Consider the following 26,809-nt stretch of genomic DNA (forward strand, 5'->3'; position numbering starts at 1 on the left):
TTTTCAACTTAAACACTGCAATTTCAACCAAATCATTCTGAACTTGATGTGAGATTCTCATTTTCCTGTAAAACCTTCCATGCTGACCATGAGCGTTGATAGTCCTCATCCATGTTCGCCTTGCAATACACGTAAAATTGCTCAATGAACTTCAAACGTTCAAGTGCCTGCTCATACTTGTAAGTATCTTCCGGGTCCATTCTCTTAAAATCCCTGCCACCAATCAAACGTTGACGCTCGGTCAAATCCTTGAAGGTGACCTTTCCCGCATTGCGCATCATATCATACATCGTGAAAAACGTACTTGCTCGGCCCACACCCCCGCGACAGTGGAAATGCAGCCATACGCCATTGGGAAGCTCCTTTACCCAGGCAATGAATCGATTCACTTCGGAATCTGAAGGACGATGATGATCCGTAACGAAGAAACGCATATATAGGAGGTGTTCCGCCGCTGCCAGTTCTTCCTCGCTTTGAATCTCTTTCTCGCCCTGTACAGGACCACCGATATCAACGGACTTTCCCTTCAGCGTATCGAAAGTAATCGAGGCTTGCTGACGCAGTCCGCTAAGCAGCTCGCTTTCTTTCAACAGCACCTCATCAGGGCTCAAGCCCTTGTTGGCCCCGTTATGCAAGCCATGCCAGTTCACAGCCATCCCATTGACAAAACCGTGATTTTCCTGGCGCAAATCCACTAGAACAATGGGATGTTCGCCAATTGCGGCTTTCATCGACCGCAGCTCCTGGCGGGCATACTGTCCGCTGGCGGAGGCTCGAAGCTCTCTGAAGCCGCCCAGATCAGGAAACGCTTTCAAATCGGCGGTTAAAGCGTCAACACACATCCGAAACCGTTTCGGGAGCTTCAGGCTATCGCCCATACTTTCAACAATCAGCCGTATTTTATGTTCATCTGGTTGTACAGATGTGCTTTCCATCGAATCCACTTCCTCTTTCTGGAATTATGCAGGAAAGTAAGCGTTCACATTTTTTCTAACAAGAGGAATCTATCCGATTCCCCCAAGACTCAAAACTTAATGGTCACTTGCACTTGCTGAAGTGCAAGTATCTCTAATGATAAGTTCGGTTGGCAACAAAATGGATTGCGCAGTCAACTTGTTCTCTGTCAACATCTGCAGGAGGACTTCAGCCGCCTTGCGGCCCATTTCCTTCCGCGGCTGAGCAACGGTCGTCAGTTTAATCCAGTGAAGATTCGAGACTTCCAGATTATCAAAGCCAATGACACTCATTTGCGCAGGCACGGATAGTCGATTCTCCGCTAACCATTCCAGCGCGCCTATACCAAGCAAATCGTTGGCAGCGAAGACAGCCGTCATCGAAGGAAACTCTCCCATCAGCTTGCTCATAGCTTTATGCCCGCACTCTATTGTTCGACCTTCCCATACGATCCCTTTCGGGTCTGGTTCCAATCCGCGTTTCTTCAAACTGTCCACATAACCCCGATATCGTTCCTGACCGGTGAACGAATATTTCGGCATCCCCATAAATCCGATTCGCGAATGTCCCAACGAGAAGAAATAATCCATCGCATGACAAGCACCCTCATAATGGTCAACGTCAACAAAGGGCATATCTAGATCCTGAGGCGGTCTTCGGCGGAGGAACACCACAGGGATTTCCAAGCGGCGCAGCATATCTAAAGCTTCTTCATCCAGAAAATCCGGTGTTACAATTATGCCATCCATCTTGCGTTCCATGACACTTGTTAAGAAACGCTTCTCTTTATCTGACTTCCGTGAGGTGTTCACGTACACAACCTGATAGCCGTTATCTGTTAACACCTCTTCAACATCGTGCGCCATTGCTGAGAAGAAGGGGTCTGTGATATCAGGAATCATCAAACCTACCGTGTTGGACTTTCGGCTGATCAAGCTTCTGGCCACGGCATTCGGCGTGTAATTGATTCGTTTCATCGCTTCCAGTACTTCATGCCTTGTATCTGGCTTGATATCAGGATGATTGTTCAGTGCTCTAGACACGGTCGAGACGGATACGCCTAAATATTTAGCTACATCTTTTATGGTTGGCATGGTTGTATTTCTCCTTTGGCAACGATTCCGGTAACGTTACCAAAATTGTATGTCATAGCCCTTCATCATGTCAACCGAAACATTGGTTAGGCCACTGTTCAGATAGCGAATGTCATCATACTTTCCTGCAGGTGCTTGGATAAATTCTCGAGATCCTTCGCAGATTCCAGATGCTTCTGCACCGTAACGAGCTGCATGGAAGAAGCTTCCGACACTTGTTCCGCGCTGGCGGAAGCCTCTTGTGCGATGACAAGCATCTCTTGCAATGAACTTGCCACTTCCTCCGTATGGCTTGAGAACTGCTCGCAAGTAGCGGAAATGCTCTGAATCAACCCTGATAGATGCTCAACGCTTTGCAGTACGCCTTTGAATTGATTGCCTGTCTGATCAACCAGTCGGATTCCTTTATCAACCTCGACGACCCCATCCTTCATGCGAATAACCGTTGCGGCTGCAGTTCCTTGAATATCCCCGACCAAACTGGTAATCCGCCCCGCAGCAGCTTTGGACTGATCCGATAGCTTGCGCACCTGGGTAGCCACCACAGCAAAACCTTTGCCATGCTCGCCAGCACGAGCCGCTTCAATAGCCGCATTCAACGCAAGCAGATTGGTTTGGGTGGCAATCTCCTGAATATCCCTCACGGATTTGCCAATCTCTACCGAGTTGGCTTCGAAAAGATAGATTAAGTCTTCCAGCCGACTGACAGAATCCTTGATTTGCCCCATCTGTTGAACCGCTGCATAGATCGATGCAAGGCCTGTCTCTGCTTCCTGAGACGTTCGCATTGCTTCCTCTGAAGCAAAAGAGGTGCTCGTAGTCACATGCTGAATGCCTGAGGCCATTTCAGTCATTTGCTCAGCCGACTGCTTCGCATATCCCAGCTGCGTACGTGCGCCTCCAGCTATACTTGTGTACGCCATAGAGATGTCCCTGCTCGTCTGGGCGGATACGGTTGAGCCCTGCATGAAGTGGCCGGCAGAAGCAGACATTTCCTCCGCCGCTTTGAGATTAACTGAGATTATCGTCGTGAAGGAATCGGCCATGCCGTTAAAGGATTCGCATACGGTCCGAAGCTCATCCCTTGATTCCAGTGGAACTCGGACAGTCAGGTCCCCGGTAGCCATCTTCGACGAGCATGCAGCAAGTTGCTGCACGGTCCGCCGTATCGACATGTACAAGGATAAGAACAAATACAAGTTAAGTACAACGAACCCTGGCGCAATGCCCAGCAGGGAATTTCGCTGCCAGCGATACGTCGTTAATCTGGCCTGCACGCTGCGATCCAATTGGGTTAACACCGCTCGATACAGCACCGCTCCGGTCTGCAACGCCTTCTCACCCACTTGCGCAAAGTTGGCTGCCCCATCCCATCCGGCAGGCTTATCCTTTGAAAGCTGCAGCCGCTGCACACTGTTCAGCAACTGATAGCTGCTTTCCTGAAACGCGGCATGCGCGGGTTCCAGCGCCCCCTTCCCTCGCTTGTCAGGGAGCTCCTCCCAGTTCGATTTCACCAGCAGCAGATATTTGAACGTTGCTTCTTCCGTTAATATGTTCATATTTACTTCAGAGAGCATCCCGGCAACAATCGAGCTCTGCCCAACAGAGGAAAGTAAATTCGTCTTCTCCATTTGCACAAGCAATTGATTCGCAGTATTTAATAGAAGACGAACCTGCGGATGTGTTTCTACATTCAACTGAGATACGTCAACAACTTGCTGCGAGAATTCCGCGATATCGCGAATTAATTGTTTATGTGTTTCAATCGCTTGACGATAGCTGACTTTATCCAGCTGAAGCTTGGTATAATACCAATCCTCCTGCAGCGTTTCCCAGAGATCTTTCGTCTTATATAAGCCGCTATGCACATCATTCCAGCTTTTCAAAGCTTCAAGTTTCTGTTCAACAGCCAGCTTCTGCTCATCCATTTTCGGTTTCATTTCAGGTATGCCGTTCACATACTGAATGGCGTAACTGCGATGCGTCTCGATTTCCAGCTGAAGCTCAGCCAACAGCGTTATCGGTTCAAGCCCGCCCGCTTCATTCGAAGTCAGCCGGATATTATCCGTTACATCGGATATGAAAAAATAGGCCGATACAATAACGGGAACCATGAAGATCATGCCAACGACCATAAATTTCTGCAAAAAGCTTAGCTTATTCATGAATCGAATTGCTGGCTTGAAAATCCGAGCGCCTCGTGAACGCTCTCCATGCTCAACAAGATTACGTTTGGCAAGTGAACTCATTGGGCTAAGAGGCCGAATCCGCGTTGGCTTGCCATTCCGACCAGCTCGTTGAATAACCATCCTGATAATTATGCAGGCAATACTCATAGAACTTATGAATATAGGCGAGACGTTCCATGGCCGGAGCATACTTGAGCACATCATTCGGATCGGCATCTGTCATATCTTTGCCGCCAATGAGAATATGCCGGCGTATAATGTCGTCTTTGCTTACCTTTCCAACATTGCGCAACATATCGTACATGAGTAGGAAGGAAGTCGTCCTGCCTACGCCTCCGCGACAATGAAAGTGCAGCCACACATCATCCGAGAGCGCTTTCACAAATGTAATGAATTGATCGACAACACGATCGAGCGGACGGTGATGATCGGAAACAAAAAACCGCTGATAACGAAGACCTTCCCTCGTCACCATTTCTTCTTCGGTTAGCACCGTCCTGGGACCTGTCAAAGGACCCTCCAATTGAACGGATTTTCCTTCTAAGTGGTCAAAATTAATGACCAAATCTGCCGCCAGATTATCCAGCAGCCGGCGCTCTTCCCTCAGCACCTCTTCATCCTGCAAGCCCTTATTCGTGTTATTATTAAGGCCGTACCAACTAACTGCCATCCCATTTACGAATCCGTGACTTTCCTGACGCAGATCAACAATCGTAACCGACGGATAGCCAATTGCTTCTTTCATGCAGTGAAGCCCCTTTTGGGAAAACATCCCGCTTCCCGATGCCTTTAGCTCTGCTAATCCTGCCAGATCAGGCAGATCGGCTCCCTCCGCTTGAAGCGGTGTTGTTGTCATCCGGAACCGCTTAGGCAGCTTATTGATATTGTTCACATCAATCAGACGTCGGGCCTTGGTTTTCCCTTCATCGTTTAACTGCACTTCATTGGTGCTCATGTACTGCAACCCCTCCTCTAGTAAACATTTTCGCCAAGGTTAGCGCTTACCTCGACAGAATATCACTCTCTAAATGGTGGCCATCAATGCATTGGTAACGTTTCCGGTAACGTTACCAACATAGTAACTTATTTCTCATTTTACTGTCAACCCCTAATTTCAATGCTGGGAATACCTGTACAGCAGAAACTTGCTTGAATCTAGGTAACCGGTTAACCTTAGTATTGACGCGCTCACCAAATGCTGATAATCTTCATAATAAAATTTGAATTGGGGAGGCAGCCTCTTGAGAATCATAGTCATTGGCGATTTTCACTTGGATCCAAATCATTATGAGTTGTCCCGCAAAGCCATGGAAGACGTAAACAACACCGTTCCCGATCTCGTTATCCCACTCGGAGATTTCGGCAGCAGAGCATTTATCGGCAGTATGGATGGACTCCTTGAAGTGAAGCCTTTTCTCGATATGCTTAACGCTGCAAAGCGTCCCATCTTGGGAAACCATGATCTGCAGCGGGAATCGGGAACTGGCAGCCAACCCAAAGGCACGATGGAATCCGCGCTCCAACAGATGTTTCATTTGGATAAGCCATATGGCGTCATGGAATTTGATGAATTCAGACTATTTTTTGCTTCTACGGAACCTCAGCCTGCCGACTCCTGTTACAGTGTGCAAGAATGTTTTGCAACCGATGAGCAGTTCGCGGAGCTTATTACCGAACTGGATCGGAGACCTGGCGTCCCCGTCATCTTCTTTACGCATGCTCCTCCTATCGGCTGCGGCCTACGTACTGTCCCTCGTGTTCATGTTAAATCAACCAATGCTTATCTGGACCAAAATCACGACCCCTATCGCTGGAAGCAGCTCTATGAACAATATCCGGAAATCGTCATGTGGTTCTCCGCTCATTATCATCTTGGACACAGCTACATCGATTCCCATACCTTTCGAAATGGTACCCACTTCTTCCTTACAGGCGTTCATGGCACCTGTACGCGCGATGGATCAAGACTTTCCCGCATGATTGATATATCCAGTCATTCCGTTAAAGTTCTTACCCTGGATCACGTGCAGCGCTCCATCACAAATGAAGGCGCTTTCAATTATAACAACTCGCTGAGTTGCATGATTCACTCAACCAAATGGCAACCACTCCCCAAGTTGTCGATGCCTATACCGGATTCACAAACAATTCTTGAGCGTATTGCGTTCAATTCAGTTGGTGAGCAACCTGCCCTCCCGCAAGGCCTTCATCTCGTAGAGCCTGGCAAATACTTTGTTTCTACACAAGATGGATTCACATGGGAAGTCGAGACAGATACAGAAGCCGTCAAAGGGTGCTTGCATATCGGCGAGCCCTTGCAAGCACTCGCTGTGTCGGGAGATTATTTATGGATGGCCTGGGATAACTATGTGGGGCTGTCCCATTTATCGAGTCCGTGGCGTTTTACGCGAAGCTTTGACGCCGAATGGCCGCAGCAAAGATGGGTGATGGAGAAACCCGTTCAATGTATGGCTCCTCATCCTGACGGGGGCGTTTGGATCGCCTGCAATTACACCATTCAGCATTTCTTTCCCTGGCAGAAGGACGACAGCATCTCTAAACGGCTTACCTTGCAAGCCCGGCCGCATCAACTTATGGCCGCTGGCGCCTATTTGTGGATTCTATGTGAAGATGGGACCCTTTGGAAATGGGACGGACTCAGCGAGAAGGCTCACTTCGAACTCGAAGACGTTCTCTATTTTGACATTTGGGGAGCTGCCCAGGCCGCGGTTATTCGCAGTAACCATCGTATCCGTTTTCTGCTGTGGAGTGCGGATGGCTTTGAAGCCGTCTATTGGTTTCCTTTTCAGGACAAATCGATTTTAGAAATACCGGACTTATTCTCCCATCAACTTCTAGTATTAGGAGATCAGAAGCTGGCCGCTCTCGTTCAGGGGAACGTGTACTATTGGGACAAGCCTGGCAGCACTCCGGTACGACTCCCTCATATTCAAGGGCAAGTGTCTGCGTTAACGAGAAGCTCCTTGATTCCGGCAGCAGACGGCCTGTCCTGCGGATTTGCCGTTCATGTGAGAGATACTTCCCCCGAAGGACGTCAGCAATTAGAGCTTTGGGCAGCCAGAACTTGCGATCGTTGATGTGGGAAAGAACCTGACTGCACGAGGTGAACTGTGATCATTCCGTTCGCCACCTGGCTGAATTACAAAGAACCTCCTCCTCCACTATATTCGTGGAAGAGAGGTTCTTTGGCTATGAACGAATCTATGAACGAATCATCGCGGCAGTCGAGCCCCTGATGATTAACTCAGGCCGTAGTACCGTTCGTTGTTTCACTTTATTTGAGCCATGCAGCTCCTCAACAATCATGTTCACAACTAATTTACCCATATGCTCTATAGGTTGAGCCAACGTGGTTAACGGCGGATCCGCCACCTCCGATAATAGGGTGTTGTCAAAACTGACAATGGACAGGTCGTTGGGTACCTTTTTCCCGACTGCTCTCGCCGCTTGAAGGGCGCCTACCGCCAACATGTCATTGCAAGCGAAAATGGCGCTTGGCGAGTCCTCTGACTGCAGCAATTCCAACGCTTTCTTCTTGCCGTCCGCCACCTTGTAGTCGCAAGTTTTTAAGAACCCTTCCTGCAGGGCAATGCCGTGATCCTCCATCGTTTGCCTGAACCCTCTGATACGCTCTCGGCTGCTCCTGACGCTGTCTTTCTCACCGATGACAGCCAGCTTGCGATGGCCCAGCCCGATCAGATGGCTGGCTGCCAGACAGCCTCCTACGTAATCGTCAACGACCACCGTATTCACGGCTATCAGCGGCATGTCTCTGGCCAGAAGGACGACGGGAATCCCTTTTGCCAACAGCTGCTCAACAATGTCCTTGTTATCGATACCGGTTGCGATGATGATGCCGTCCACTTGCTTTTGCTGCAGTAACGAAATGTATCGTTCGACTTTCTCATCTTTGTTATCTGTGCTGCACATGATGACGCTATAGCCCAGGTGCTCCCCCTGATCTTCGATAGCTCTGGCGACTTCAGAGAAAAAGGGATTGGAGATATCCGGGATGAGCAGCCCCAGCGTATACGTTTTTTTGCCTGTCAGCGCCGTCGCGATTACACTGGGCTGATAATTAAGCCGCTCCATGATGGCATATATAGCCTTACTCGTCTCCGCGCTAATTTTCCCTTTGCCGTTCAACACTTTCGATACCGTTGCTATCGAAACGCCAGCTTCTTTGGCGATATCATAGATCGTTGCTTTCATGCCTGAATTCCTCATTCATTTGTTGATGGGTTGTCTCTTCATTATGAATATACATAACAGGAGTTGCAAGGGGAAGGCTTGCGATAATCAATTGCGCGGACAGCGAACAATGGCGATCCCAAAAAAAGCAAGCCGCGCCCCAAATACAGTGCGTCAGCTTGCTCAGATCTATCCTTGCGTTGCCGGTGCTCCTGTTGACTGTCTCACAATCAACTCAGGCCGCATCACAACACGTTGTTTGTCTTGCGATCTTTTCTTCAGCTCCATCAGGAGCAAGTCAACCACTTGTTTCCCCATCGGTTCAATAGGCTGGGCAATGGTTGTTAGAGGCGGATCGGTTACAGAAGCCAGAATCGTATTATCGAATCCAATGACGGATACATCCTCCGGCACACGGAGCTTGAGCTGCTTCGCAGCCTGCAAGGCGCCGATCGCCAGCATATCATTGCAGCAGAAAAGCGCCGTGGGTCTTACAGCTGCGGGCTGCTCCAATAGCGATAATGCTTCGCGTTTGCCATTCTCAACGGTGTAGCTGCAATTGCGCACGCTTGTGTCGGAGAGCGTTATGCCTGCTTCGCCCAGCGTGTGCAAGAAGCCTTTGACCCGTTCACGGCTGCTCGTGACTTTGGAATGCTCAGCAAGAATCGCCATGCGTTTATGCCCCAACGCTATCAAATGGCTGGCGGACATACGGCCTCCAACAAAATCGTCAACAACGACGGTATGCAGCGCCAGGTCTTGCATTTCCCGGGCAATCATGACGACAGGAATCGCGCGATCCATAATCGGCTTCAGCATATCTTTATTATCCATACCGGTTCCGATAATCATGCCGTCTACACTTTTCTGCTGAAGCAGCGTTAAATAGCGCTCAACACGCTCATCTTTGTTATCCGTGCTGCAGATGATCAGGCTATACCCCATCTCATGCCCTTGATCCTCCACCGCTCTTGCAATTTCAGCAAAAAACGGGTTGGAAATGTCCGGAACGACCAATCCCAATGTATAGGTTTTTTTTCCGGTAAGGGCGGATGCGATCACACTAGGCTGATAATTCAGCCTTTCCATTGTTTTCAATATTTCAGCGCGGCGTTCTTCGCTAATTTTGCCTTTGCCATTCATGACCTGCGAGACGGCGGCAATCGATACGCCTGCTTCTCTGGCTACATCGTAAATGGTCGCTTTCATTCGAATACCCCATTTTTCGTTAATATTCCATCATTATGACGGGGCATCCCAGAATTTGCAACCTCCCTATGCTTTACCCGGTGGGGTCATGATCCAGGCATGATCAGGGTCATTATGGAATTTCCACGTTCGTGAAGGGCCTGCCATGACATTCAAATAATAGACATCATAGCCTGGAGGAGCCGATACCGGATGATAGCCGCGAGGAACGAGGACAACTTCTCCATTTTTCACAATCAAGGTTTCATCTAACGAACGATCATCGGTATATACACGCTGCACCGCAAAGCCCTGCTCCGGTTGAACACGGAAATAGTACGTCTCTTCCAGCAAAGATTCTTCCGGAAGCGCATCGCGATCATGCTTGTGCGGCGGATAGCTGGACCAATGTCCGTTCGGTGTAAACACTTCAACGACCAGTAAGCTGTCGGCAGGCTCGTTCTCAGGCAAAATATTATGAATATAACGCTCTATATTCCCATAACCGCGCGTTTCAACGGCCACTTGCCCAGGCGCTATCAACCGGGAAGGATGGTTTCCGGCGCCAGGGGCAGCGCAGATCGCGAGCTCCAGTGACGTTAAGGCCTTCACTTCGTACCAGTCCCCGCTGGCCACATATACCGAGTATGGCGGCAGCTGCTCGAATACGCTCATGCGCTCCCCGATCCCCGTCCATGCCTCATCCTTCGTGTGAACATCCGCTTTGCCGCTTACCAGAACAAGACATACTTCGTTGTCTGCCGTGTCACGTCTCACCGACTGACCGGCTTCCAGCTTCACCACTTCAAAACCGACATGCTGCCACCCCGCCGATTCCGGTGTTACGAGCAATACACGGCCTTCCTCCGTAGGAGCAGTCGGCGATACAATCAATTCAGCCATTGCGATTATCCCTCCCGCTACGCGTTTTGATTCAGCAATTCCAAAGCTTCGCTCACCTTCACGGGACGACCCAAGCGAGCAGACAGCTTGGCCGCCAACGCAATACGTTCAGCTTGAACGCCGTCTTCGCCGCTGACAGGCACAGGCTTGTCGTTCAGAATCGCATCGATGAACATTTGCGTCTCTTCAATATAAGCCGTTTGATAGCGCTCCAGGAAAAAATGCAGCGGCTTATCGCTGACAATGGCGTCCGCAGTTGAAATGACTGCCGTATTCGGATGGTCATTCGCTACCGCAACGCTGCCTTTGGAACCGAACACCTCAACGCGTTGATCATAGCCGTATACCGCTTGTCGGCTGTTATCAATCACACCTAGTGCCCCATTAGCAAACCGCAGAGAGACAACAGCGGTATCTACGTCGCCGTGCTGAGCAAAATCCGGATTGATTAACACATTCCCGATCGCATAGACTTCCTCGACCTCGCTGCCGGACACATAACGAGCCATATCGAAATCATGAATCATCATATCCATGAAAATACCGCCCGACACCTTCACGTAATCGATATGCGGCGGATTCGGGTCACGGGACGTGATTTTAATAATGTGCGGTTCGCCGATTCCTCCGTTCTGCACGACCTCTTGCACACGTTTGAAGTTATGATCAAATCTGCGATTGAAGCCGATTTGCAGCTTCACGCCGGCCTTTTGCACTTCGGCAATGGCTGCCTCGGTTTGTGCAATATCCATGCTGATCGGCTTCTCACAGAAAATATGCTTGCCCGCCTTGGCGGCCTGCTCGATCAACGGTACATGGGTATCCGTGGAAGAACAGATGAAGATCGCATCGATCTCCGCATGCTGAATCAGAATGCTGCTGTCTTTCGTGACGAGCGGAATATTGCGCGCCGCCGCCCACGCGTCCAACTCCGGCCCGGCAAATAAATCGCTTACCGCAATAATTTCTACCTCTGGTATCCGCAACAAATTGTCCGCATGGATTTTGCCGATTCGACCGGCACCGATGATACCGATTCTCATTTTTTTCATCCTAGTTCCCTCCCGCTTTACCAGCGCAGCCGAATAATTGAATTTTGGCCCTGACCGAAGCCGTAATTGCTTCCCGAGCCGGAATCAAATAATTCCGAGGATCATAGGCAGTTGGATGTTCATTTAGAAAAGTGCGAATCGCCGTTGTACACGCAATCTGATTATCGGTATTCACATTAATTTTGGCTGTGCCGCAAGCAATCGCTTGCCGAATCTCGCCATCAGGAAGACCGCTCCCGCCATGAAGCACAAGCGGCAAGCCCGTCATCGCCCGGATTTCAGCCATCCGTTCGAAGCCCAGCTTCGGTTGACCGCGATACGGACCGTGCACTGAGCCGAGCGCAGGCGCCAGACAATCGATGCCTGTTTCTCGAACGAGCCTGACACAGTCCTCTGGCACCGCATACATCCCTTCGGCTTCATCGACAACCAGATCATCTTCGCGACCGGTTATCCGACCGATTTCGGATTCAACGGAGACGCCGAGTACGTGAGCAGCCTGGGTAACTTGACGCGTCACTTCAATGTTGTGCGCCAAGGGATGATGAGAAGCATCGATCATCACGGAGGTGAATCCGGCATGAATCGCTTGAATGCAGACGTCATACGAAGTGCCGTGGTCCAGATGCAGCGCAACAGGAACGGTAATCCCGTAGTGCGCGATCAAGGCCTTTACCATGCCTGCAATGCAAGGCAATCCGCCCATGTAGGGAATATACGCCTCGCTAACGCCGAGAATAACCGGCGCCTGTTCCGCTTGCGCTCCTTGCAAAATCGCTTGCGTAAACTCAAGATTGTTCAAATTAAATTGCCCGACGGCATAGTGGCCAGCCAGGGCTTGCTCCAGCATGTCATTCATCGAAACAAGTGTCATCATGTTCTCCCCCGGTCGAGCTCTCTGTTACCAGCGAGCTGTAACCATTTTTTTACGGGTATAGAATTCCACGCCGTCGGTACCGTTGGCGTGCAGATCGCCGTAGAACGATTTTTTCCAACCGGAGAACGGGAAGAACGCCATCGGCGCCGGCACCCCCAGGTTAACGCCTAACATGCCCGCATCAATCGTTTCGCGGAATTGACGAACGTTGCTGCCGTCTTGCGTGAAAAGACACGCGCCGTTTGCGAACTCGGAGCGATTCGCGAGTTCAATCGCTTCTTCCAGCGTGGCTACACGCACGATGGAAAGCACCGGAGCGAAAATCTCATCCTCCCAAATTTTCATCTCGCACTGCACATGATCGAAAATTGTCGGTCCAACGAAATAACCGGCATCACCGGTAGCCGCATCTTTACGGCCATCGCGAATCATGATCGCGCCTTCTTTTTCACCAAGCTCAATATATCTCAACGTACGGGCCTTGTGTGAATCACGAATGACAGGTCCCAGGAACACACCTTCATCATTGCCGTTGCCGATCGTAATGCTGTTCGCCGCTTCAAGCAGCTTGCTGACCAGCGTATCCGCGATATCGCCGACCGCTACAACGACGGAGCACGCCATGCAGCGCTCGCCCGCGCTGCCGAACGACGCGTTCGTAATTTCTTTCACCGCAATGGCCAGATTCGCGTCCGGCATGACGATGGAGTGATTTTTCGCGCCGGCCAACGCTTGCACGCGTTTGCCATTCGCCGCAGCCGTTGTGTACACATATTCGGCGACCGGCTGCGAGCCAACGAAGGAAATCGCTTTGATTCCCGGATGTTCCAGCAACCCGTTCACCACATCATGCGCGCCGTGAACGACGTTGAGCACACCGGCCGGCAAGCCGGCTTCGTGGAACAGCTCCGCCAGACGGTTCGCCAGGTGCGGCGTGCGTTCGGACGGCTTCAAGACGAACGTATTGCCGCAGGCAATCGCAAGCGGGAACATCCAGCAAGGTACCATCATCGGGAAGTTGAACGGCGTAATCCCGCCGATGACCCCGATCGGGTACCGGTACATGCCGGATTCAAGATTGGAGGCGATATCCGGAAGCTGTTTGCCCATCATCAGCGACGGCGCGCCTGCTGCGAATTCAACGCACTCGATGCCGCGAAGTACTTCGCCGTAAGCTTCTGCGTAGCTTTTGCCATTCTCTTGCGTAACGATTCGTGCAAGCTCTTCCCAGTTATCAACCAGGAGCTGCTGGTATTTAAAAAGAATGCGCGCTCTGCGCGGGACTGGTGTACGGCTCCAGGTTTTGAAAGCCTCTTGTGAATTGCGAACCGCTTGATCAACTTCCGCCTTGGTCGAAATGGGAATATAGGACAGAATTTCTTCCGTTGCCGGATTCATGACCGGTTCTGATTGTGTCGAAGCTGAAGCGACCCATTCGCCGCCAATCCAGTTTTTCAGTCGTTGCGTCATTTCGCTAACACTCCCTTGGTATGGTAGTAAATTTAAGAAACGATAATTTCTCCACGATTGCAGCGCTCAATATAGGCCTCGACTTGTGCCGACGTCGGCATTGCATCCGAGCAGCTGTGGCTCGAAATGACGATACAGGCGGCGGCGCTTCCGTATTCCATGCTTTTCTCCAGCGTCCAACCTTGCATAACGCCGTAAATAAACCCTGCCGCATACGAATCGCCAGCCCCGAAGGTTTTCACAACTTTGGCAGGGAAGCTCTTCGCGCGGTGACCGATTCCGTCCTGGGTATACGCAATGGAGCCATCTTTGCCGTGCTTGATAATAACAATTTTCGCCGCGTAATCGAACCATTTGGCCGCTGTAATTTTGTCGTCCTTGTGCGGGTTATGCTCGAATTGCTCCATCATATCGAACTCTTCACGCGTGCCGAGGATGATGTCGCATTTCTCGGCGGCCAAATTATAATACACCGCCGTCTCTTCCGGAGAGGTCCACGTGTACGGACGATAATCCAGATCGAACACAATGACCGCCCCATGCTTCTTGGCATAGTTTAGCGCCTGGAACACCGCTTCGCGGGAAGGACTTTGCGCCAGCGCCGTACCAGAGATCAGCAGCACCTTGGCTTTGGCAATCAGGGACTCATCAACCTCTCTCGCCATTAGTTTCAAATCAGCCGCGTTATCCCTGTACATGAGAATGCTGCAATCCGTCGGGCTCTTAATTTCAGTAAAAGCAAGTCCTGTTGTAGCTCCGGTATAATCCGTCACCACATTGCTCGTATCAATCGCATTCTTCTCCAAATAGCTGGAGATGAAACGGCCCATCTGATCGTTGGCGATTTTACCGATAAAAGCGGTCTTCATCCCTAATCTGGACATCCCAATCGTAATATTGGCCGGAGATCCGCCGACGTACTTGGTGAATGTCATCGTCTCTTCCATAGGACGGTTGATTTCATTCGCATTCAAATCAATGCAAAGTCTGCCGATGGCAACAAAATCCAGCTGTTTCGCTTGCGGGAACACAACATAGGTCATGGTCGATTACCTGCTTCCTTCGAGAGTAGGGTATGAATAAACTGCAGTGCATTGCGGGCATATTCGAAAGGATTGTGCGTTGCCGGGTCCTGCTCGCCCTCAAGCATCGCCCATCCTTGATAGTTTCTCAGCATTAATTCATCAAAGATAGGAGAGAAATCGAGACAGCCGTCGCCGGGAACCGTAAACACGCCTTTGCGGATGCACGTTACGAAGTCCGCTTGTTCAGCACGCGCCTCATCCAGCACGGCTTGACGAATATCTTTCAAATGAATATATGCGATGCGATCATAATGCTTGCGAAGGACGGTCAACGGATCCGCTCCGCCATAGTAGGCATGGCCGGTATCGAACAGCAAGTAGACGAGCGACGGGTCCGTTAACGCCATCAACTTATCAATTTCCTCCGGCGACTCGACAACGGTTCCGCCGTGATGGTGATACGTCAGCTTCAGACCGTATTCCTGTGCAATCTCCCCCGCCAAATTCAATCCTTCCGCCAGGCTCTTCCAGCCCGCTTCGTCGAGTCGAAGCACTTCTTTCTCATTCGGTGTGCGGCGAGGGTCAAAATGAAGCGAGCCGCCAACTTCCGCTGTCGAGATGACCGTGCTGCCCATTTCCTTCAGGAACTCTGCATGCTTCCGGTAGGCAGCCAACTCCTCTTCCCGAAAAGCGGGATCCGAAAACAGAACGGATTTCCATTGCGAAACCAGGCTGATCCCACGAATTGAGAGCGCTTTCTTTAGCTCGGTGACATCGGTCGGATACTTGCGTCCCATCTCCGTCCCCGTCAAACCCAAAGCCTGAATATCATCTACAATTTGTTCAAATGTCGTATCTGCGCCATGCTCTTTGACGTCTTCTCCCACCCAGTTAATCGGGTGAATGCCAAGCTTGAACGGCAGTTGTTTCATCGTGATCTCACCTCGCATCAATTAAATAGGTTTGGCCGCCTGAATGCGTTTGCTCATCTCTTCATGCGCCGCAACAACTTTCGGACTTACAGAAACTTCCGGCACGCCGACATTCCACCAGGACTCATAGCCCCCCGAGTTAGTGCCAGGCACGACGGGAATTTCGATCAGCGTCGTCACCGTTTCTTTTTTGGCTGCAAGCAAAGCTGATCTCAGCTCTTCCGCATTCGTCGCCTTGAACGCCTTCGCGCCCAGTGCTCGAGCGTGTGCCGAGAAATCGATCGGCATGTAATTGCCTGATAACGTATTGGACCCCGCATCCCGATAGCGGAATTCATTGCCGAAGCCATCGCTTCCCTGGCTGCGCTGCAAATTATGGATACATTGGTAGCCATGATTATCGAATAGCAGAATCGTGAATTTCCGCCCTTCTTGCAGGCTTGTCACCAATTCGGAATGAAGCATCAGATAACTGCCATCACCTACGATGGCGTACACCTCGCGATGCGGCTCCGCTAACGCTACACCGAACGCTCCGCTGATCTCATATCCCATACAGGAGAACCCGTATTCCATATGATAGGTTTTAGGTTCCACCGCTCGCCACAGGCGGTGCAAATCTCCGGGAAGACTTCCTGCCGCACAGACCACAACCGAAGAAGGATCAAGCATGTCATTGATAACACCCAGGGCATGGGTCTGTGCCAAGCCTTCCTGGCACTCCATCCGATACAAGCGATCTACTTCCGCATCCCACTCCGATTTCACTTCAGCAATGTAAGCCGATGCCCAGCTGCTTGCAAAAGAACCGGCGGCTAATCTTTCCTGCAGCGCGCGCAGCGCTTCTTTCGCATCAGCGGTAATGCCGATGCCATTCAGCTTCGCGGTATCGAAGCCGCTAATATTGATATTGATAAATTGCGCATCCGGATTGGCAAACGCCGATTTGGAAGCTGTCGTAAAATCGGAATACCTCGTTCCTACGCCGATAATCAGATCCGCCTCTTTCGCCAGCAGATTCGCCGCAAGCGATCCGGTTACGCCGATTGCACCGACATTCAGCGGATGATTCCAGGCAAGCGCGCTTTTCCCGGCTTGCGTCTCCGCGACTGGTATGCCGAACGCCGTTGCGAAATCCGCCACCTCTTGCGCGGCTCCCGCATAATGAACACCGCCGCCGGCAATAAGCAACGGTCGCTGCTTGCCTTGACACAATGCGGCAGCCCGCTCAATCGATTCCCGGGATGGCGATCGGCGATCGAGATAATGAATCTTTTTCTCAAAGAACACTTCCGGGTAATCATACGCCTCCGCTTGCACATCTTGCGGCAAAGCCAGCGTAACCGCGCCGGTCTCCGCCGGATCTGTCAGGACCCGCATCGCTTGAATCGCTGCCGTCATCAATTGCTCCGGACGAACAATGCGATCCCAATATTTGCTTACCATCTTGAAAGGGTCCGTCGCAGACACCGTATAATCGCTCGCCACTTCCAGCTGCTGCAGCACAGGGTCAGGCTGCCTCGAAGCAAAATTATCACCCGGAAGCAAAAGCACAGGAATACGATTCACAGTCGCTGTTGCTGCTGCTGTAATCATATTCAGCGCACCAGGTCCGATCGACGTCGTGCAAGCATAGATTTGCTGACGATTCTTCTGCTTGGCGAAGGCCGCTGCCGTATGAACCATCCCTTGCTCGTTCTTGCCCTGTATGTAAGTAAGACTGCCCGGGCTTCGTTCCAATGCCTCGCCTATTCCCGTTACATTGCCATGCCCGAAAATACCTATGACGCCTTGCACAAATTTCGTCTCCATCCCATCGATGGAAACGTACTGTTGATCCAAAAAACGAAGCAAGGCTTGCGACATCGTAAGTCGAATTGTACGCATGAAGATCTCCCTTCTACTCGCATGGGTTAAGCGCTTAATCCTTTAAAGGTTAGCGCTTAACCATTTGAGTTAAGCGCTTTATCCAGATAATACATGATATTTTTCTGCCTAGCAACAGTTTTTTTAAAATAAACACGAATAGGACTTCATCTTAGCCATCTATATGATGATTACGCCTAGAATCAAGATAAACCGTCTTTCCGTTTAGCACCGTTTCTCGAACATGCAGCTTTCCGCCGGAAGCCGGGTAATCGAACAATGTCAGGTTGGCGGCCATCCCTGCAGCCAGCCTGCCTAGCCTGCTAAAGCCCATCACGGTCGCGGGGCGGATGGTTGACGCTTCAATGGCCTCGCCGAGGCTTATCCCCGCCAGTTGAACCGCTGCCGCAATTCCCCAATCAAGAGATTGTGCCGAACCGGCCAAAATATCGGGATTTGCCGCCGTCGTCAGCCTGCCGTTCGAATGCAGCTCGACGTCCGAGCCGATGTTGCTCTCGTAGCGCCCGGGAGGCATGCCGCCGAATTTTACACAGTCGCTGACGAAGATCGCTTTTTCGCGTTTAGCCCGAAGCATGGCTTTTAATACGTTAGGAGCAAGATGATGGCCGTCCGGTATGAAAGTTGCCCACAGTCCGTCGTTGGCCAGTTGGTCCCACATATAGTTCGGATGACGCGGCAGCATGGGATGAGAACCGTTTCCCAAATGCGTGGAGAGAACCGCACCTGCCTGTACAGCCGCTTCAATCTGCTCCGTCGTCGCCTGGGTATGCCCTAAACTGACAACAATACCGGATTCGGCCAATTTGCCGATAAATGGAATAGCACCATCCCGTTCGGGCGCAATGGTCACGAGACGGATCCGGTTCCCCGAAGCCGCCTGCCATTCGGCAAATTCCGTCCAATCGGGATTACGGATATACGCCTTGTCATGGGCCCCGCGCGGACCGTCCTCTTCGGATAAATAGGGTCCTTCCAGATGTATGCCGGGGACGCAGGCTCCGACCATCTCCGATGAATCGCAAGCTTCCGCTATGGCGGTTAGTGCCTGACTGATGCGCCTGGAGCTGCCGGTTATTACGGTCGGGAGGTAGGTCGTCACTCCCCTTGCCAGCATAGCGTTCGTTACACCGATAACGTCCTCCGCCGTTGTCACTTCCCCATTGAAATCAAACCCGGCGAAGCCGTTCACTTGCAAATCGATCCAACCGGGAGAGATCCACGGAACATTCTCTTGTTCGCCGATTTCGGTCACAGACCGAATAACGCTCTCCTCCGCTGTAATTTCAACGTACGTTCCCGTATCCGCAAGTCGGCCTTTCCATTTCAACGTCTATGCACCTCCCTTACAATCATCTCCGATTTCAGCTCATGCGAGCGGTATATACCTTCCAGAACGGCAATAACCTCTCTGGAATATCCCATCGAGCATTGGGGTTCACGCTCCTCTTCCATGCTTGCGAGCAGCTCACGGAACTGCAGAACGAAGGGAGCCTCTACGCGCGGAATCGGGATTTGCTCGTACACGCCATTGCGGCTGACCCACACGCCTTGGCCAGGAACGACTTTCACCATGCCATTCGTAAAAACAAGCTCAAGCTCGTTCCTCGGCACGCCGCCATACCCCGACTGTACGATAGTGGAAGGCACGCCCCTCTCATTCTCAAGAAAGATCACTCCGCTGCCCTCTACGTCCCCTACTGCTCCGTAATGACTGATCGAAGCACGGACTTTTACGATAGGGGCATTCCCGAACCACATGATCCGGTCGACGGAATGGGAGCCCAGATTAAACAGGATGCCGCCTCCCGAACGCTGCTTATCAAGGAACCAAGCAGGGCGTTCCGCCGTGTAATACGTGGTGTGGCGCGTATCATTCATCATGACTAGCTGTCCTAATTGCTCGCTTTCGTCTTTAATCAGCTTTTTCGCCAGCAAGTTTTCCGCAAGGAAATGCTGGGTATGGCCAACCATCAGTCGAACGCTGCTGTGCCGTACGGCATCCATGATCTCGTTGCATTCCTGCACGTTCAGCGCCATTGGCTTCTCCAGAAGAACATGACAGCCCGCCTCAGCGCAAAAGATAGCCGCTTCCTTATGCAAATGATGCGGCAGCGTAATAACGACGATATCCGGCTTCTCTCTCATCACCATTTCGCGATAATCCGTATACGCCGCAATGCCGGCCGCTTCGGACAGCAGCTCCGCCCGATCGAGCCGGATGTCCGCTACCGCAACAGGCTTCAATCGCTCGCGCAGCTCACGCATCGCCTTCAAATGGCCTTCGGCATTATGCCCGGCTCCTATGACCGCTATTTTATATGTCATTGGCTCACCTTCCCGCGTTGGTCCCAGCTTTTATACTTGATTTAATAGTCCGGCATCCACCGCCGAGGCGGACTCCCGATCGAGATAAAGCGTCCACTGCGGATGGGTTTTCAAAATCGTGGAAGGAATATCAGTCGTCAACTCATTCTCCAGTGTAAGCTTGATCGCGTTCGCTTTCACCCGATACGGTACGCAGGATATAATGACGGCGCTTTTCAAAATTTGCCGAATGCTCATCGTAATTGCCTGCTTCGGTACATCTTCGTTCGAAGGAAACCATCCCTCGCCCACCTGCTGCTGTTTGCAGGACTCGGCAAGATTAACGACCAGATACGGCTCCTCGGTATCGAAATCGGCCGGCGGATCGTTAAAGGCGACGTGCGCATTTTCCCCAATGCCGATCAAGGCGAGGTCGATCGGCGCTTCGGTCAACCGCGCGTTCAATGCCTCGATATTGCGGCGAATATCGCCCTCGCCATTCACGAATGCATAGCGCTCGACAGCGACATGGGCCAGGAACCGCTCTTTCAAATATTTGCGGAAGCTGGCTGGATGCGTCTCCGGCAAATCGACGTATTCATCCAGATGAAACATCTCGACCTTTCCCCAATCCAAATCCGCTTCCACAAAATATTTGAAAAAATCGAGCTGCGATGCTCCCGTGGACAACGTAAGCCGGGCTCTGCCACGCTCCTTGATCGCCGTGCGCAGCACTTCCGCCGCATGTACAGCCGCCATTTTCCCCAATTCATCCGAGGTGTTAAGCACTTTTACTTCCATATCGAATAGCCTCCTTGAACGACTTAATTTCTAGTTACATTGAAATTATCGAAATACACATTGCCCGCCGACCGCTGGTTGTAGACGCGGAAGGCACTGATCTTGGGACTCGCTGCCGTATACGATTCCTGGGCTTGCTGCGTCAGCGTGCCGTTCTGTGCTCCCGTGCGGAATGTTACAGTATTCGTCGTGAAATCCAAATCGATCGTCACCGTATACCACGTGTTCAATTGGAACCCCGGAATTAGATTGCGGTACGTGCTGCTCGTGCCCAGCCGGTATTTCAGACCGTTCGCCGTATCCGTCTGAATCTCCAGGAAGTTCGAGCCGGTATAGAGCAGAATCTTGTCGCCATTGAAATTCGCTTCCCGCATGTAGTCGAAGCTGAAATGCGCGGTCGGCCCCTCGGCCATGAAGTCATAGACAAAGTTGCTTGCCGCTCCGTTCGGAACGCTCAAGCTGCGGTTCGCACTGCTTGGCACCGCTGCGACCAGCCATGGTGCCGGCCAAGCGGTAGGATAGGCGGAATACGGCTGGCCTACTATACCGTCGTTGAAATCGACAATTAAGTCCGAGGACTGGCCGCCGACGGTCACTTGCACAGGAGTCGACGCTGGTGATTCGCCCTCTGCGTTGATGGCGCTGATCTTGTAGTAATACGTCGTATCCGATAGCAGCCCCTTATTCCGGTAGGAAGTGTCCGTAATCGCTCCGACCTCCAGCTTCCGGTACGGTCCGTCCAGGCTCTCTGCCCGGTAGATCGCGTAAGCGTCGGCTCCGCTTACCGCATTCCAGCTGAGCGCGACTTCATTCCTTCGCGCGGTGGCGATGACGCCGGACGGTTCTGTCGGCCCGTTCCAAGATGTCACGTTGTCGAAGTATACATTACCGCTCGAACGCTGGTTGTAGACGCGGATGGCGCTGATTTTGGAGCTTGCGCCCGTATACGATTCCTGCGCCCGTAAGGTCAGCGGTTCGTCCTTTGGCCCCGTACGGAACGTCACCGTATTGGCGACGAAATCGAGATCGATCGCAACTGTATACCAGGTATTCAATTGGAAGCCTGGGATCAGATTGCGGTACTCGGTCGTCGTCCCTAGTCGATAGCGCAATCCGTAGACGGAATCTGACACTGTCTCCAGAAAGTTCGTCCCCGTATAGAACAAGAGTTTATCCAGATCAGAGTTCGCCTCCCGCATGTAATCGAACTTAAGATGCGAGGTCATGCCTGTCGATGTGAAATCGTACGTGAATGTCCCGATCGCATTAGGCGCGACACGGAGACTCTTATCGGCAGAGCTCGGCATAGGCGATACCGTCCAGGCCGTCGGCCATTCGGCCGGCGCGAAATAAGGCGCTCCGTTCGTTCCGTCGTTGAAATCGACGGCGATCGGCTGAAGCGGCGCTTTCGTCGTGGCGGCTGCATGCAGCGATAAAGCAGATTCCCCGCTAGAGGTAATAGCTGTCACTTTGTACGCATATTCCGTCCCGGCAGCCAATCCGTTGTTGATGAATGCCGGAGCTGTCAGCGCGGTTGTCGTCAGCTTCGTGTACGCACCATTGACGCTGGCCGCCCGGTAGACGTGATACCCGGCTGCTCCAGCCACCGGCGTCCATGCTAGTCGGATCGAATCCCGATCCAACGCCTTGGCTTGCAACTCGCTAGGAGCCCCGCTAACAACAGCCTTCGGCACTGCAGGAACGACGCCCTCGGGGAAGGTGCCAATCGTCAATTCGTTCAGGTATTTCTCCAAATTCGTATACCCGTCGCCAGTAAAATCCGTTTTCCCGTCGAACGCGCTGTTCGGATTCAATCCGTGCTCCTGCTCCCACACATCCGGCATCCCGTCGCCGTCCGTATCTGCAGGTACCTCAGTCGTTTGCAGCACCGGCCATTGCAGCGTCACTTTCGTTGCATGCTTGCCGTCCAGGGTCGCTTGATCTTCGGCCGATACGTTATTCGCCGTATAGATGACGCTCCCCGTCCCGTTAATAACGTCGTTTACGAGTGTGCTGTCAACTTCATCCCGCTTCAGGCTGGCGCCGGCGTAATTCAACACCTTCTCGTAAGCGACGTCAGGACTGTCCTGCGGGGACGGGTTCGGCATCGTGAACGGCGTACTGACGAACAGCTGCGGGTTTTTGTAGATGCCGCTAAAGTTGTTCGGATGGCTGCTGGCGGATAAGCTGCCGTCCCGGCGGACGCTCTTGTTGCCGGTAAGTGCGATATGGGAGCTATACGGCGGATTCGCATCAACCACATCCGTCTCGGCCATCCGGTCTTCCACCTGGGTACTGATCCCGGCCTTGTAGTAATTGTTAATCATGTTGCCTCGGTCGTTCTGGCCGTACATGCTCTTATAGCCCCAGTCGTAAATCACATTATTGCGGACGTCCATCGATTTGCCGGAAAACCGGGGATTGCGACTGTCGTTGTGCGCGAGCAGGTTGTAGTAGAAGGTCGCATTCTCCCCGCCCCAGATGCCCCCGTAACCGTGAAACCCCTTGCCTTCCACATTCGATTTTACGATCGTCGGGCCAATCGTACTGTATTGCAGTGTGAAGTCGACGTTCTGATAAAAAGAAAACGACTCATCGCTTCCCCAGCTCGCCGAGATATGGTCGAAGATGAGCTGCGAACGGTGCCGCCCAGTGACGCCGTCCATATCGACGCCCGCTTCATCTCCTGTACGGAAACGCAGATATCGAACAATTAAGTTATCGCCTTGGAATACAACGGTATGCTTCTTAAAGGCAATGCCGTCCCCAGGCGCGCTTTGCCCGGCAATGGTCAAATTGGAGGCCGTTACGTACAGCATCGATTCCAGCTCGATCGTCCCGGATACCTTGAACAGAATCGTCCTGTTGCTCTCGCTGACCGCGTCGCGGAACGAGCCGGGGCCGGAATCGTTCAAATTCGTGACGTAGTACACGTCCGTTCCGCGTCCGCCTGTGGCGAACTTGCCGCCCCCCTCAGCTCCGGGAAAAGCGGGAATCGTGCCGGGGACTACACTTGGCGGCAGCGGAGGCGGATCCAGCGGCGTGCCGACCGCAGGACCGACCAACACCGAATACATCCGGCCGAATCCGATATGCCCTGTCGCTTGGTTCCCACCGAGGGCGACGGTCCCTGCCTTGTAAGTGCGGGAGTAAACGCGATAGACGTTCGTCCCCGTGACGTTGCCATCTGCATCCTTGATTTGGGTTTCGATCGTATTCCCCGTATACGTCCAACCGTATTGCGGGGTCAGCCAGTAATCGGCGTTGAATGGATCCGTTGAAGCGTTATCGGCGTGCATGGCCACATAAATCGTGGCATCCTGGTCAATCTCGAACGTAAGGAAGGGATTCGTCGGTTCGTTCTTATGGTCCGTTCCGCCGCTCGTTTGGATAAATGACATCCCCGCATAAGGACCGATGTTGGAAAACGTCGTAGAGGGATCGTTGACGTACATCGGCTTTCCGGTTTGCAGGTCGTCATATACGGCGTAGGTAACGGAATCGTACCACAGGTTATTCAGTGTAAGATCGCTGATGCCAATCGAAGAAGCCTGTGCCGGTAACGCGGGCAACAGCTGCATCGCAAACAGGAGTGTAAGCAGTAAAGAAATCGTCTTCTTCTTCATCTTGTTCCTCCTCTAATTTTAAGCCATCCCGAAGCTTAGCTCATTCTTTTCCCCCAACTTCCATCCAACCACCTCCTTTTAACCTCAGGAGCCATGCTGCAATCGCTTTCTTTCCGTATTGAGCCTCCATTCGCTCCCATTCTTGTCGATCATACCCCTGTTCCCCCGTACAAACCACTTCCATCTGCTGCGGGGACCGTACATTTTTTTAGAAAACGCGCATTCCCTTACGGAATCTAAGAAAGAGTACCTCGCTTATGAGATGTACCTTGTGCGCTTGAAGGGTGCTTTGTAAGATGACTGTAAGCGCTGATGGAAGCTCCGCCACCAGGTGGAATCGCCTTGGCGGCCTCCCGTGCTCAAAGCGTATCATCATGCGAAATGAAAGGAGCTGAAGCAAGTGAATCATGTTGCGCCCCTTGTCAAGGATCCGGTGAAAAGACGGAGCAGCTGGGCATCTGCGTTCAAGAAAGGGTGGGCGCGCTCGAAGTATCTTCATTTATTGGCATTGCCGGGGGTCCTGTATTATCTGATTTTCAATTATGTTCCGATGTATGGCATCCTGATCGCGTTTCAAGATTTTCAGCCGATGAAAGGGGTGTGGGGCAGCACTTGGGTCGGCTTCGATCAATTCAAGGCGTTTTTCCAGCATATGTACTTTTGGCGGGTCATCCGCAATACCTTGCTGCTCAGCTTTCTCGAATTATTGTTCGTGTTTCCGCTGCAGATCCTGTTCGCCATCTTCCTGAACGAGATACGAAACCGTTTCTATAAGCGATTCGTGCAGACGGTGAGCTATTTGCCGCATTTCATCTCGCTGCCGGCGATCGTCGGGATGCTGTTCATGTTCCTCTCGCCCCAGGACGGCCCGTTCAATATGCTGCTCGTCAAAGTCTTCGGTATGGAACCGATCAATTTCATGGGGCTGTCGGAATGGTTCCGGCCGTTGTACATTCTGTCCGATATCTGGACGACGCTCGGGTGGGGCGCGATCATCTACCTCGCCGCCTTGACGAACGTAAACCCGGATATGTATGAGTCCGCCTCGCTGGACGGGGCAAGTCGCGTGAAAATGATCTGGCACATTACCCTGCCGGCGATCCAGCCTACAATTATGATCATGCTGCTGCTCCAGATCGGCAAAATGATGTCGCTCGGCGCGGACAAGGTCCTGCTCATGCAGTCTCCCGTCACCTACGAAGTATCGGATGTGATCAGCACGTTTGTGTACCGTCGAGGGCTTGAGTTCGGCGAATACAGCTTCGCGACGGCGGTTGGATTTTTCAACTCCGTAATTAACATTTTTCTGCTGCTGAGCGCCAACTGGTTCGTGAAGAAGACGACCGACAACAGCTTATTCTAAACCGAAGGAGGTGATTCTATGATCCGAGATCATTCGTTATCGTCCAAAATGTTGGACATTGTGGTGCACGCGGTCATGATTGTGATCCTGATCGTGACCATTTACCCGGTGCTCTATGTATTATCCGCATCGCTCAGCAGTCCGACCGCTTATAATCTGGGCAAAGTGACGATTTTCCCGGTGGATGTTACACTAAAAGCATATCGTCTCATCTGGGAAGCCAAAACCGTCCCCCATTCTTTCTTGAATTCGGTCGTCTATACGACGCTCGGCACCGCGATAAGCATGCTGCTCACGACCTCGCTCGCTTACGCCATTTCGCGAAAAAAACTGACGCTGCGCCGATTCTACATGATGTTCGTGCTGATCACGATGTATTTTAACGGCGGCATGATTACCAATTTTATACTCGTAAAAAACTTGGGACTCTACAACACACTCTGGGCCATCGTCCTGCCAACGGCCGTATCTACGTATTACCTGATCATCATGCGGTCTTACTTCCAAGCGGTTCCTGAAGAACTGAATGAATCCGCTTACTTGGACGGAGCCAACGATCTTGTCATTTTCATACGTATTACACTGCCTTTATCGATGGCGGCATTGGTTACCATTGGCCTCTTCTATGCCGTGAACTATTGGAACGCCTGGTTCTCCTCGTTGCTATATTTGAAAGATACCGATAAATACCCGCTGCAGATGGTTTTGCGACAGATCATCATCCGCTCGGAACTGCTCATGCAATCCATCAAGGCGGGTGAAGCATCGGCCAGCGAGATGGCTTCTACGGACGTAACGTCGATCAAATACGCAACGCTGTTCGTGTCCATCGGCCCCATGATGATCCTGTATCCATTCATTCAGAAATATTTTGTCAAAGGCGTCATGATTGGTTCGTTGAAGGGTTGAGCTTGCGAAGATTATGAAACCAA

The 26,809-nt window shown here is 51.8% G+C and carries 20 protein-coding genes; 3 read left to right on the forward strand and 17 right to left on the reverse strand.

The window, feature by feature from the left end; genetic code table 11:
• Positions 1-32 precede the first annotated feature (32 nt).
• The 4 genes from EJQ19_RS05765 to EJQ19_RS05780 form a co-directional block, all read right to left on the reverse strand.
• Complete coding sequence (locus tag EJQ19_RS05765) at positions 33-935, reverse strand: phosphatase domain-containing protein (RefSeq protein WP_126140239.1); 903 nt, start codon at positions 933-935, stop codon at positions 33-35.
• 96 nt (positions 936-1,031) lie between these two features.
• Positions 1,032-2,048, reverse strand: a complete 1,017-nt coding sequence (locus tag EJQ19_RS05770) for a LacI family DNA-binding transcriptional regulator (protein ID WP_126140240.1) — start codon at positions 2,046-2,048, stop codon at positions 1,032-1,034.
• Positions 2,049-2,146: 98 nt separating this feature from the next.
• Entirely contained in the window at positions 2,147-4,213 is a 2,067-nt protein-coding gene (locus EJQ19_RS05775) for a methyl-accepting chemotaxis protein (protein WP_164716341.1), read from the reverse strand.
• A gap of 88 nt (positions 4,214-4,301) precedes the next feature.
• A complete protein-coding gene (locus EJQ19_RS05780) occupies positions 4,302-5,192 on the reverse strand; it encodes a phosphatase domain-containing putative toxin (protein ID WP_126140242.1) in 891 nt (296 codons plus the stop codon).
• A 286-nt stretch (positions 5,193-5,478) separates the two neighbouring features.
• On the opposite strand from EJQ19_RS05780, the gene EJQ19_RS05785 reads away from it, so the two are divergent.
• A complete protein-coding gene (locus tag EJQ19_RS05785) occupies positions 5,479-7,335 on the forward strand; it encodes a metallophosphoesterase family protein (protein ID WP_164716342.1) in 1,857 nt (618 codons plus the stop codon).
• 124 nt (positions 7,336-7,459) lie between these two features.
• Here the strand turns inward: EJQ19_RS05785 and EJQ19_RS05790 are convergent, their stop codons facing one another.
• The 13 genes from EJQ19_RS05790 to EJQ19_RS05850 all read right to left on the reverse strand — a co-directional run bounded on the left by EJQ19_RS05790 (position 7,460) and on the right by EJQ19_RS05850 (position 24,514).
• Positions 7,460-8,470 (reverse strand): LacI family DNA-binding transcriptional regulator, encoded by a 1,011-nt coding sequence (locus EJQ19_RS05790; RefSeq protein WP_126140244.1) that lies wholly within the window; start codon positions 8,468-8,470, stop codon positions 7,460-7,462.
• A 168-nt stretch (positions 8,471-8,638) separates the two neighbouring features.
• Positions 8,639-9,658 carry a LacI family DNA-binding transcriptional regulator gene (locus tag EJQ19_RS05795; RefSeq protein ID WP_126140245.1) on the reverse strand — a complete coding sequence of 340 codons (1,020 nt, stop codon included), beginning with the start codon at positions 9,656-9,658 and terminating at the stop codon, positions 8,639-8,641.
• Positions 9,659-9,724: 66 nt separating this feature from the next.
• Positions 9,725-10,540 (reverse strand): 5-deoxy-glucuronate isomerase, encoded by an 816-nt coding sequence (gene iolB / locus EJQ19_RS05800; protein ID WP_126140246.1) that lies wholly within the window; start codon positions 10,538-10,540, stop codon positions 9,725-9,727.
• Between the two features lie 17 nt (positions 10,541-10,557).
• On the reverse strand, positions 10,558-11,592 hold the full coding sequence (gene iolG / locus EJQ19_RS05805; RefSeq protein ID WP_126140247.1) for an inositol 2-dehydrogenase: 1,035 nt from the start codon (positions 11,590-11,592) through the stop codon (positions 10,558-10,560).
• Between the two features lies 1 nt (position 11,593).
• Positions 11,594-12,466 carry a class II fructose-1,6-bisphosphate aldolase gene (fba, locus tag EJQ19_RS05810; RefSeq protein ID WP_126140370.1) on the reverse strand — a complete coding sequence of 291 codons (873 nt, stop codon included), beginning with the start codon at positions 12,464-12,466 and terminating at the stop codon, positions 11,594-11,596.
• 27 nt (positions 12,467-12,493) lie between these two features.
• A complete protein-coding gene (locus tag EJQ19_RS05815) occupies positions 12,494-13,939 on the reverse strand; it encodes a CoA-acylating methylmalonate-semialdehyde dehydrogenase (RefSeq protein WP_126140248.1) in 1,446 nt (481 codons plus the stop codon).
• A gap of 32 nt (positions 13,940-13,971) precedes the next feature.
• Positions 13,972-14,982: a 5-dehydro-2-deoxygluconokinase gene (iolC, locus tag EJQ19_RS05820; RefSeq protein ID WP_126140249.1), complete on the reverse strand. Its 1,011-nt coding sequence runs from the start codon at positions 14,980-14,982 to the stop codon at positions 13,972-13,974.
• Complete coding sequence (iolE, locus tag EJQ19_RS05825) at positions 14,979-15,896, reverse strand: myo-inosose-2 dehydratase (RefSeq protein WP_126140250.1); 918 nt, start codon at positions 15,894-15,896, stop codon at positions 14,979-14,981. The genes iolC and iolE overlap by 4 nt, the downstream gene beginning before the upstream one ends.
• Positions 15,897-15,917: 21 nt before the next feature.
• Positions 15,918-17,783 (reverse strand): 3D-(3,5/4)-trihydroxycyclohexane-1,2-dione acylhydrolase (decyclizing), encoded by a 1,866-nt coding sequence (iolD, locus tag EJQ19_RS05830; RefSeq protein ID WP_126140251.1) that lies wholly within the window; start codon positions 17,781-17,783, stop codon positions 15,918-15,920.
• A gap of 151 nt (positions 17,784-17,934) precedes the next feature.
• On the reverse strand, positions 17,935-19,110 hold the full coding sequence (locus tag EJQ19_RS05835; protein WP_126140252.1) for an N-acetylglucosamine-6-phosphate deacetylase: 1,176 nt from the start codon (positions 19,108-19,110) through the stop codon (positions 17,935-17,937).
• Positions 19,107-20,108, reverse strand: a complete 1,002-nt coding sequence (locus EJQ19_RS05840; RefSeq protein WP_126140253.1) for a Gfo/Idh/MocA family protein — start codon at positions 20,106-20,108, stop codon at positions 19,107-19,109. Before EJQ19_RS05840 ends, EJQ19_RS05835 begins: the two co-directional genes overlap by 4 nt.
• Before the next feature lie 30 nt (positions 20,109-20,138).
• Entirely contained in the window at positions 20,139-20,888 is a 750-nt protein-coding gene (locus EJQ19_RS05845) for a glucosamine-6-phosphate deaminase (RefSeq protein ID WP_126140254.1), read from the reverse strand.
• Positions 20,889-20,911: 23 nt separating this feature from the next.
• A complete protein-coding gene (locus EJQ19_RS05850) occupies positions 20,912-24,514 on the reverse strand; it encodes a fibronectin type III domain-containing protein (protein ID WP_126140255.1) in 3,603 nt (1,200 codons plus the stop codon).
• A gap of 400 nt (positions 24,515-24,914) precedes the next feature.
• On the opposite strand from EJQ19_RS05850, the gene EJQ19_RS05855 reads away from it, so the two are divergent.
• A complete protein-coding gene (locus EJQ19_RS05855; protein ID WP_206438368.1) occupies positions 24,915-25,877 on the forward strand; it encodes an ABC transporter permease in 963 nt (320 codons plus the stop codon).
• A gap of 18 nt (positions 25,878-25,895) precedes the next feature.
• A complete protein-coding gene (locus tag EJQ19_RS05860) occupies positions 25,896-26,786 on the forward strand; it encodes a carbohydrate ABC transporter permease (protein WP_126140256.1) in 891 nt (296 codons plus the stop codon).
• Positions 26,787-26,809 lie beyond the last annotated feature (23 nt).

Source organism: Paenibacillus whitsoniae, from assembly GCF_003955665.1.
Taxonomy (GTDB): Bacteria; Bacillota; Bacilli; order Paenibacillales; family NBRC-103111; genus Paenibacillus_E; species Paenibacillus_E whitsoniae.

Coding starts and splice junctions, on each gene's coding strand:
- EJQ19_RS05845 (WP_126140254.1), bottom strand. CDS start 20,888: ATGGAAGTAAAAGTGCTTAACACCTCGGATGAATTGGGGAAAATGGCG.
- iolC (WP_126140249.1), bottom strand. CDS start 14,982: ATGACCTATGTTGTGTTCCCGCAAGCGAAACAGCTGGATTTTGTTGCC.
- EJQ19_RS05795 (WP_126140245.1), bottom strand. CDS start 9,658: ATGAAAGCGACCATTTACGATGTAGCCAGAGAAGCAGGCGTATCGATT.
- iolE (WP_126140250.1), bottom strand. CDS start 15,896: ATGAAACAACTGCCGTTCAAGCTTGGCATTCACCCGATTAACTGGGTG.
- EJQ19_RS05770 (WP_126140240.1), bottom strand. CDS start 2,048: ATGCCAACCATAAAAGATGTAGCTAAATATTTAGGCGTATCCGTCTCG.
- iolG (WP_126140247.1), bottom strand. CDS start 11,592: ATGAAAAAAATGAGAATCGGTATCATCGGTGCCGGTCGAATCGGCAAA.
- EJQ19_RS05815 (WP_126140248.1), bottom strand. CDS start 13,939: ATGACGCAACGACTGAAAAACTGGATTGGCGGCGAATGGGTCGCTTCA.
- EJQ19_RS05775 (WP_164716341.1), bottom strand. CDS start 4,213: ATGAATAAGCTAAGCTTTTTGCAGAAATTTATGGTCGTTGGCATGATC.
- EJQ19_RS05790 (WP_126140244.1), bottom strand. CDS start 8,470: ATGAAAGCAACGATCTATGATATCGCCAAAGAAGCTGGCGTTTCGATA.
- fba (WP_126140370.1), bottom strand. CDS start 12,466: ATGACACTTGTTTCGATGAATGACATGCTGGAGCAAGCCCTGGCTGGC.
- EJQ19_RS05840 (WP_126140253.1), bottom strand. CDS start 20,108: ATGACATATAAAATAGCGGTCATAGGAGCCGGGCATAATGCCGAAGGC.
- EJQ19_RS05765 (WP_126140239.1), bottom strand. CDS start 935: ATGGAAAGCACATCTGTACAACCAGATGAACATAAAATACGGCTGATT.
- EJQ19_RS05860 (WP_126140256.1), top strand. CDS start 25,896: ATGATCCGAGATCATTCGTTATCGTCCAAAATGTTGGACATTGTGGTG.
- EJQ19_RS05780 (WP_126140242.1), bottom strand. CDS start 5,192: ATGAGCACCAATGAAGTGCAGTTAAACGATGAAGGGAAAACCAAGGCC.
- iolB (WP_126140246.1), bottom strand. CDS start 10,540: ATGGCTGAATTGATTGTATCGCCGACTGCTCCTACGGAGGAAGGCCGT.
- EJQ19_RS05850 (WP_126140255.1), bottom strand. CDS start 24,514: ATGAAGAAGAAGACGATTTCTTTACTGCTTACACTCCTGTTTGCGATG.
- iolD (WP_126140251.1), bottom strand. CDS start 17,783: ATGCGTACAATTCGACTTACGATGTCGCAAGCCTTGCTTCGTTTTTTG.